General features: G+C 54.6%; 4 protein-coding genes. All 4 read left to right on the forward strand.

Annotated elements, in window-relative coordinates; translation table 11 throughout:
- Positions 1-64 precede the first annotated feature (64 nt).
- The gene (locus OEL57_RS00780) at positions 65-1,762 is read left to right on the forward strand and encodes a hybrid sensor histidine kinase/response regulator (RefSeq protein ID WP_300735810.1); all 1,698 of its coding nucleotides are present in this window, start codon (positions 65-67) and stop codon (positions 1,760-1,762) included.
- Positions 1,759-3,825 (forward strand): PAS domain S-box protein, encoded by a 2,067-nt coding sequence (locus OEL57_RS00785; RefSeq protein WP_300735811.1) that lies wholly within the window; start codon positions 1,759-1,761, stop codon positions 3,823-3,825. Before OEL57_RS00780 ends, OEL57_RS00785 begins: the two co-directional genes overlap by 4 nt.
- Entirely contained in the window at positions 3,818-6,565 is a 2,748-nt protein-coding gene (locus tag OEL57_RS00790; RefSeq protein WP_300735812.1) for a PAS domain-containing hybrid sensor histidine kinase/response regulator, read from the forward strand. Before OEL57_RS00785 ends, OEL57_RS00790 begins: the two co-directional genes overlap by 8 nt.
- Positions 6,566-6,621: 56 nt before the next feature.
- The coding region (locus OEL57_RS00795) for a PAS domain-containing protein (RefSeq protein ID WP_300735813.1) at positions 6,622-7,998 on the forward strand (1,377 nt) is incomplete at its 3' end.

The following is a 7,998-nucleotide window of genomic DNA, read 5'->3' on the forward strand; positions in this document are numbered from 1 at the left end:
TCGCTATTTACTTTAATTTTTAATAATTGTCTTTAATTGAGGCCTCCAGGCCCAAGGGTATCCCATGATCTATCTTGCCCTGATACAGAATATAGCCCTGATGGTGGCCTTAACCTTCCTGCATGGCCTGTTGCTGCGTCGAATCCGGCATCAGGGGCTCGGGTATGCCCTGGTATCTGGCCTGCTGTTTGGCGGAGTGGCCCTGGTGGGGATCATGACGCCGATGATCCTGCAGCCCGGCCTGATCTTTGATGGGCGCAGCATCATCATCGCCGTGGCCGGTCTGTTTGGCGGTCCGATTACCGCTGGCGTTGCCGCCGCTATGGCTGCCGGTTACCGCTATTGGCTGGGCGGGGTCGGGGCAGCCATGGGAATAGCCGTTATTATCGGTGCTGGCGGCATCGGCGTGATCGGTTACTACCTGCGCCGCCGCCATCCCGGTTTGGCCGGCCTGCCCGGCATGTATCTGTTCGGGTTGCTGGTACATCTCTGGATGATCGGCTGTACCGTTCTGCTTCCTTCTGCCGTAATTGCCAAAACACTGGCAACCATTACGCTGCCGGTTCTGGTTATCTATCCCCTTGCCACACTGCTGGTCTGCCAGCTGTTTCTTCAGATGGAACGTCATATTATTGTTGAGCAGGCCCTGGAAGCTGAACGTGCCAGTCTTAACAGCCTGATTCAGGCCATACCGGACCTGCTGTTTGAGTTGGGGCTGGATGGCCGTTACTATGCCTGTTACGCCCGCCAGCAGGAGCTGTTGGTGGTGCCTGCCGAGCAGCTGCTGGGCAGGACGGTACAGGACATGTTGCCACCACAGGCAGCAGGAGTCTGTCTTGACGCACTGCAGGAGGCAGTTGCCACCGGCCACTCCCATGGCCGTCAGTTTGTTCTGCCGTCGCCAACCGGCGAGCTCTGGTTTGAGCTGTCAGTTGCCCGTAAAACCGGCGTGGTGACGGACCAACCCCGTTTCGTGGTGTTATCGCGGGATATCAGTGATCGTAAACAGCATGAAAAAGAGCTGCTTGCGGCCCGCTATGCCGCTGAGGCTGCCAACCGGGTTAAAAGTGAATTTCTGGCCAATATGAGCCATGAAATCCGTACCCCGCTGAATGGACTGCTGGGGATGGTGCAGCTGATGCGCTATACCGAGTTAAGCCGAGAGCAGGAGGAATATCTGCAGAATATGGAGCTATGTTCCAGCACCCTGCTCTCTCTGATCAGCGATATTCTGGACCTTTCCAAGATTGAAGCCGGCCGGATCGAACTTGAGCAGACCACCTTTCCGATCCGTCTGGTGCTTGAAGAAGTAGTGGCTATCCAGAGTGCCACTGCCCGACAGAAATCGCTGCAACTGGAACTTGATCTGGCCGATGATCTGCCGGAGCAGATGCAGGGTGACCCTTTGCGTTTCAAGCAGATCATCTTGAACCCGCTGGGCAATGCCATCAAATTTACCCCCCAGGGGACTGTCAAGGTCAGCGCCTCTTGTCTGTTGCCGGAAGAAGACAAGCCGGCAAGGTTGCAGATAGCGGTCAGGGATACCGGTGTCGGCATCTCCGAGGAGCAGCAGAAACAGATATTTGCACCTTTTACCCAGGCTGATGGAACAATCACCCGCAAGTTTGGCGGCTCCGGTCTGGGGCTTGCCATCTGCAAACGTTTGACCGAGTTGATGGGCGGGAAGATCCGGGTTGCATCAGAGCTGGGCAAAGGGAGCTGTTTTCTTGTGGAACTACCGATAGTAAAGGATCTCCCATGACAGAACGTATCATCCTGCTCTGCCTGGTATGCTTCCTGGCAGGCCTGGTGGTTGTATTCTACAGACTGAACAAGCGTCTGCAGGATGAGGTTGCCGAGCGGAAAAAGACGGAGGGCGAACGTATCGACAGTGAGGAACGGCTGCGGACGCTGATTAATGCCATGCCGGATATCGTCTGTTTTAAGGATGCTGAAGGCAGGTGGCTTGAGGCCAATGCATTTGATCTGCAGCTGTTTCAACTGGAGGGGGTTGATTACCGGGGCAAGAAAGATTCTGAGCTGGCTGCCTTCAGCCGTTTCTACAGGCAGGCGTTTCTCTGTTGTGAGGAAAGTGATGAGGTCGCCTGGAGCAAGGGCTGTGTGTCCCGCTCTGATGAGATCATCCCCCGCCCCGACGGTAGCGCAAAGGTCTTTGATATTATCAAGGTTCCAACCTTTGACCAGCAGGGCAGGCGCAAAGGGTTGATCGTGGTGGGCCGGGATATTACGGAGCGCAAACAGATTGAGCAGAAGCTGGAGACGGATCGCAACTATCTGAAGGTGTTGTTTGAGTATGGCGGTTCCGGCCACCTGATTGTCTCTTCGGAACGGATCATTGTGCAGGTGAACCAGCAGTTTTGCGAGATGCTGGGCTATACGGAACAGGAGCTGCTGGGGCAGTCGGTTCGTATGCTGCATATTGATGAACAACACTACCTGGATTGGGCACCTCGCTTTATCCAGGCCCGCAACGGTGTTACCCACCTGAGAGCTGAACATCCCTCACTGCGTAAGGATGGCAGCATTATCTGGTGTGTCTTCACCGGCGTGCGCTTGACCCTGCCTGATGGCGACCAGGGGGTTGTCTGGAGTGTGATTGATATCAGTGATCGCAAGCAGGTTGAGGTCGAGCTGTTGCAGGCCAAAGAGGCGGCAGAGGCTGCCAACCGTGCCAAAAGTGAATTCCTGGCCAATATGTCCCATGAGATCCGCACACCGATGAACGGCGTGATCGGTATGGCCCACCTGCTGGGTGCCACCGAGCTGAGCCGGGAGCAGGAACAGTACCTTGCCAATATTGAAAGCTCCGCAAACAGCCTGATTACCTTGATCGGGGATATTCTGGATCTTTCCAGGATCGAGGCAGGAAAACTGGAACTTGAGCAGGTCAACTTTTCGCTGCGCAAGATGCTTGATGAGCTGCTGGCTGGTCAGCAGTTCTCGATCAGCCAGAAAAAACTTGCTGTCCAGGTCGCTATCCCGGACAACGTGCCGGATATCCTGTGGGGTGATCAACTGCGTACCCGCCAGATAGTGCTCAATCTACTGGGGAACGCGATCAAGTTTACCGAGCAGGGTGGTATTACTATTTCGACAACGCTGGTAGCACACCGCGATAACAAGGCGCTGATTTGCCTGAGTGTTTCAGACACCGGTGTCGGCATGTCAGCGGCTCTGCTGGAGCGGATATTTGCCCCCTTTGAACAGGCTGATAACTCAACCACCCGCAAGTACGGCGGCAGTGGATTGGGTCTTGCCATCTGCTGCCGTCTGGTTGAGTTAATGGGGGGACGGATCTGGGCTGAAAGCCAGGAGGGGGAAGGCAGCACCTTCCATGTTGAACTGTCGTTTGGGGTGCCGGATCAGTCAACCATTCAGCAGCAGCGTAATGGGGGGGAGGCGGATAGTGAAACGGTGTCACGGTCATTGGCCATCCTGCTGGCAGAGGATAATCCGATCAGCACAGAGTTTATTGTAAAATTACTGGCACGGTTGGGGCATCAGGTCACTGCAGTGGTAAATGGTCTGGAGGCGCTTGAACAGGTGGCGCAGCAGCAGTTTGATATTGTCCTGATGGATATCCAGATGCCGGTGCTGGGGGGCGATGCCGCCGCCAGCATTATTCGCCGGCAGGAACAGCAGCGTGGCGGGCATATCCCGATTATCGCCCTGACGGCCCATGCAATGGATGATGAGCGGACACGATTGCTGGAGCAGGGGTTTGATGCCCATGTTGCCAAGCCGGTGGATGTTACGGTGCTGTTGGCTGAATTAAAGCGGTTGACAGGAACAGATCATGAATAGCGCCTTACTGTTTGCTGTCCTGGGTTGTGGCCTGATTGCGGTGCCGCTGCTCTATCTATGCAACCGCCGTCTGCAGCAGCGGGCCGAATTTCAGCAGGCGTTGCTGGAACGGACCACCGCCGGCATTCTGACGGTATCTTCTGAACGGGTGATCGTCGGGGTGAACCGACGCCTCTGTGAGATGTTCGGGTATGCCAAAGATGAGCTGGTCGGCAAGAGCGTTGAGCTGTTGCACCTTGATCGAGAACAGTACGAGCGTTTTGGGCGGTGGTTTGTCAGTGCCAAGGCAAATGAACCGTTGGTGCAGATTGAGTGGCAGTACCGCCGTAAGGATGATAGTCGCTTTTGGGCCGTTATCTCTGGCGATGCCATTACCCTGCCTGATGGTGATGGAGGGGTGGTCTGGAACCTGACAGATATCAGTGACCGTAAACAGGCAGAGGAAGAACTGCTTGCAGAACGCAGCCATCTTCAAGCCCTGTTTGAATACAACGGTACCGGCAACCTGATTGTTTCCTCTGAACGGCTGATGTTGAAGGTCAATCAGCAGTTCTGTGATCTGTTCGGGTATCAGGCAGAAGAGATGGTGGGTCAGTCTGTACGGATGCTGCATGTTGACCAGCAGCATTATGAAGACTGGGTACCTACTTTTCGGGAGGCGCGGGATGGCAAGACGCATCTGAGTGCCGAATACCCGATGCGCCGTAAAGATGGCCGTATCTTCTGGTGTTTTTTAACCGGGATCAAGCTGCAGTTGCAGGATGGAGAAATCGGGGTTGTCTGGAGTATCATTGATACCACAGAACGTAAGCAGGGTGAAATTGCCCTGAAACGGCTGTCTCTGGCAGTGGAGCAGAGTGCCAATATTGTGGTGATCACTGATCCGAACGGGCTGATTCAGTATGCTAATCCCCGCTTCAGCGAGGTGACCGGCTACAGTCTTGAAGAGGCCATTGGTCAAACCCCCCGCATTCTGAAATCAGGCCAGCATCCTCCAGAGCTGTACACCGACCTCTGGCAGACCATAACCTCCGGCCTGCCCTGGCGGGGGGAGCTGCTTAACAGGACCAAGGATGGTACTGAATTCTGGGAACAGGCCACCATCACCCCCCTGCTTGATGATACCGGAGCCATCATTAACTTTGTGGCGATCAAAGAGATTATCACCGAGCGAAAAGAGGCAGAACGGCAGATGACCCTGCTGAATTTTGCCCTGGATACGGTCCATGAGGCAGCCTATATGGCCGACAAGGATGCCCGCTTTTACTATGTCAATCAGGAGGCCAGCCGTGCCACCGGGTACAGCCGCGAAGAACTGCTGGCTATGGGGATTGGTGATATCGATACTGATTTTTCACGGGATAGCTGGCCTGCCCTTTGGCAACAGCTGATTGCACGGCGCAGCATGACCTTTGAGGGAACTCACAGGACCAAGTCGGGTAAGCTCTATCCGGTTGAGGTTACCGCCAATTACCTTGAGTTTAATGGACAGGGCTATAACCTGGGGCTGGTACGGGATATAACCGAACGGAAAAAGATTGAGGCTGCGCTTCAGGAGGCAAAACAACGGGCAGAGTCTGCCAGCCGGGCCAAGACAGAATTCCTGGCCAACATGAGCCATGAGCTGAGTACGCCAATGCATGGGATCATCAGCATGGCCCACCTGTTGGGCTTAACGGAGTTAAATGCAGAACAGCAGGATTGTCTGGATGGCATGGAGTTGTCGGCCAAGGGACTGCTGGCGCTGATCAGTGATATCCTTGATATTTCAAAGGTTGAAGCAGGTAAACTTGAGCTTGAATATGCTGATTTTTCACTGCGTCAGACGCTGCAGGAGGTGATTGCCTCCCAGTCTTACAACATCAGACAGAAAGGGTTGCAGCTGCTCACCGACCTGCCGGATGATCTGCCCGATGCACTGCAGGGAGATACGCTGCGTATCAAGCAGATCCTGTTGAATCTGCTGGGGAATGCCATCAAGTTTTCTGAACAGGGGAGCATTTCCGTTGCGGCTAAGCCCATTTCCCGGGACGGTAACACGATAACCCTGCGCCTTTCGGTCAGTGATACCGGCATTGGTATGTCGGCAGCTGCAATGGAGCGGATATTTGCTCCCTTTGAACAGGCAGACAGCTCAACAACCCGCCGCTACGGCGGGACAGGACTGGGGCTTTCCATCTGCCGACGTCTGGTTGAGCTGATGGGTGGACGGATCTGGGCAGAAAGCAAAGAAGGGGCTGGTAGCAGCTTCTATTTTGAACTGCCGTTTCTGCTGCAGAACCAGACGGAACTACCCCGGAGCCAGGTGGTTAAGGATGCTTTCCCGGAACAGAGGCCAACCCGTTCTCTAAAGATCCTGCTGGCAGAGGACAATCTGATCAACGCCCGCAGTATGACTGCCATCCTGAGCCGGATGAGACATCAGGTCACTACAGTGGAGGATGGCTTTCAGGCACTTGAACAGTGGCGTAGCGCAGACTGGGACTGTATTTTGATGGATGTGCAGATGCCGGTGCTGGATGGCATTGAAGCCACCCGGATGATTCGTCAGGAAGAACAACAGCGAGAAAGCCATACCGCCATTATCGCCCTGACCGCCCATGCCTTGCGGGGTGACCGCGAACGGATCCTGGCAGAAGGGTTTGACAGCTACATAGCCAAGCCGGTGGATATTGAGCTGCTGCTGGCAGCATTGGCGGCGATACCAGGAGGTACATCTGCATCTGCTCACCAGGTCTGATAGAGTCGCAGTGAAACATTGCCTTGGGCCATCAACATGGCATCGGAGCCTTACCTATGACCAGCCCATTTAAGCTGCTTCGCCTGAGTTTGTTCACCCGCTTGTTGCTGGTCAGCGGTTTTGTCATGTTTGTCATTACCTCTCTGCTGGTCTGGTTTCAGGCACTGCATGAGTTAGACAGCATGCGTGAACGGATCAGGGAAGAGTTGCATGATCAACTGCGGGATCTCAGTGTTGTTGTTGCCGGTAATGCTGCTTCGGGTGATTATCGCAGCATCGAACAGGTCTTGCGCAGTACGCTAAAACATGAACGTATCTATCTGATTCGTTGGACCGATCCGTCTGGCAGGGTGCTTGAAGTGGTTGACAACGCGTCAAGGAAGCAGGCTCCGGCCTGGTTTGGAAAACTCACTGATATTCATAAACGTCGTGAAAGCAGGTTGGTAGAAGTTGGTGGACGTTCCTACGGCGAATTGGTCCTGGGCTACTCACCTGCTAAAGAACAGGCACTGTTCTGGCGCTTACTGCAGTTACAAGGATCCTTTCTTTTCGTTGGTCTGATCGCCTTTTGTGGCCTGATGGCGCCTGTTATCAGGCAAGCATTACGGCCACTGCGTAGTCTGCAACAGGCTGCGGAACGGTTTGGCAATGGTGATTACCATATCAGGGCAGAGCTTTGCCGCCTGCCGGAGATCGATACCTGTGTCACCGCCTTCAATGAGATGGCTGCTACCATTGAAGACCTGATCCACCAGCGTGACCTGCGGGAACAGCATCTGCAGGATCGTCGTGCCTTTCTGCATACCCTGCTGGACACTATACCTGCGCTGATCTTCTACAAAGATGCCAACGGCCGCTACCTGGGTTGTAATACCCAGTATGCCGAGCGTTTTATCGGCCTGCCCAGAGAGCAGATTATCGGCCATTCTGATCTGGAACTGATTCAGGATCAGGAACTGGCCACTTTTATACGATACAAAGACCGTGAGGCGCTGGAAGCCGGACAGCCGATCAGCTATGAGCTGCTGGTAATCATGCAGGATGGCAGTCAGGTGCAGGTGGAAAGTACCAAGATGGCCTTCCGCGACAGCGCCGGGCAGGTGGTTGGTCTCATCGGCATCAGTCACGATATCACTGAACGCAAACAGGCAGAAGTCGAGGTGCGCCGCAGTCGTGATGAGTGGGAGCGGACCTTTGATGCCATGGCTGATCTGATTTTTATCATTGATGCCAACCACCGCATCCTCAGAATCAATCAGGCCGCTTTGGATGCACTTGGTGTCACCAGAACGCAGGCAGTGCAGTCCCGCTGCTACCTTTGTATGCATGGCAAAGATGCGCCTCCTGAATCGTGTCCCCAGTCTCAAACCCTGCTTGATCATAACAACCATTGCGTAGAGACGCTGGTGGAACGGTTGGGGCGGAGTTTCCAG

This window comes from Trichlorobacter sp. (assembly GCF_030247655.1).
GTDB lineage: Bacteria > Desulfobacterota > Desulfuromonadia > Geobacterales > Pseudopelobacteraceae > Trichlorobacter.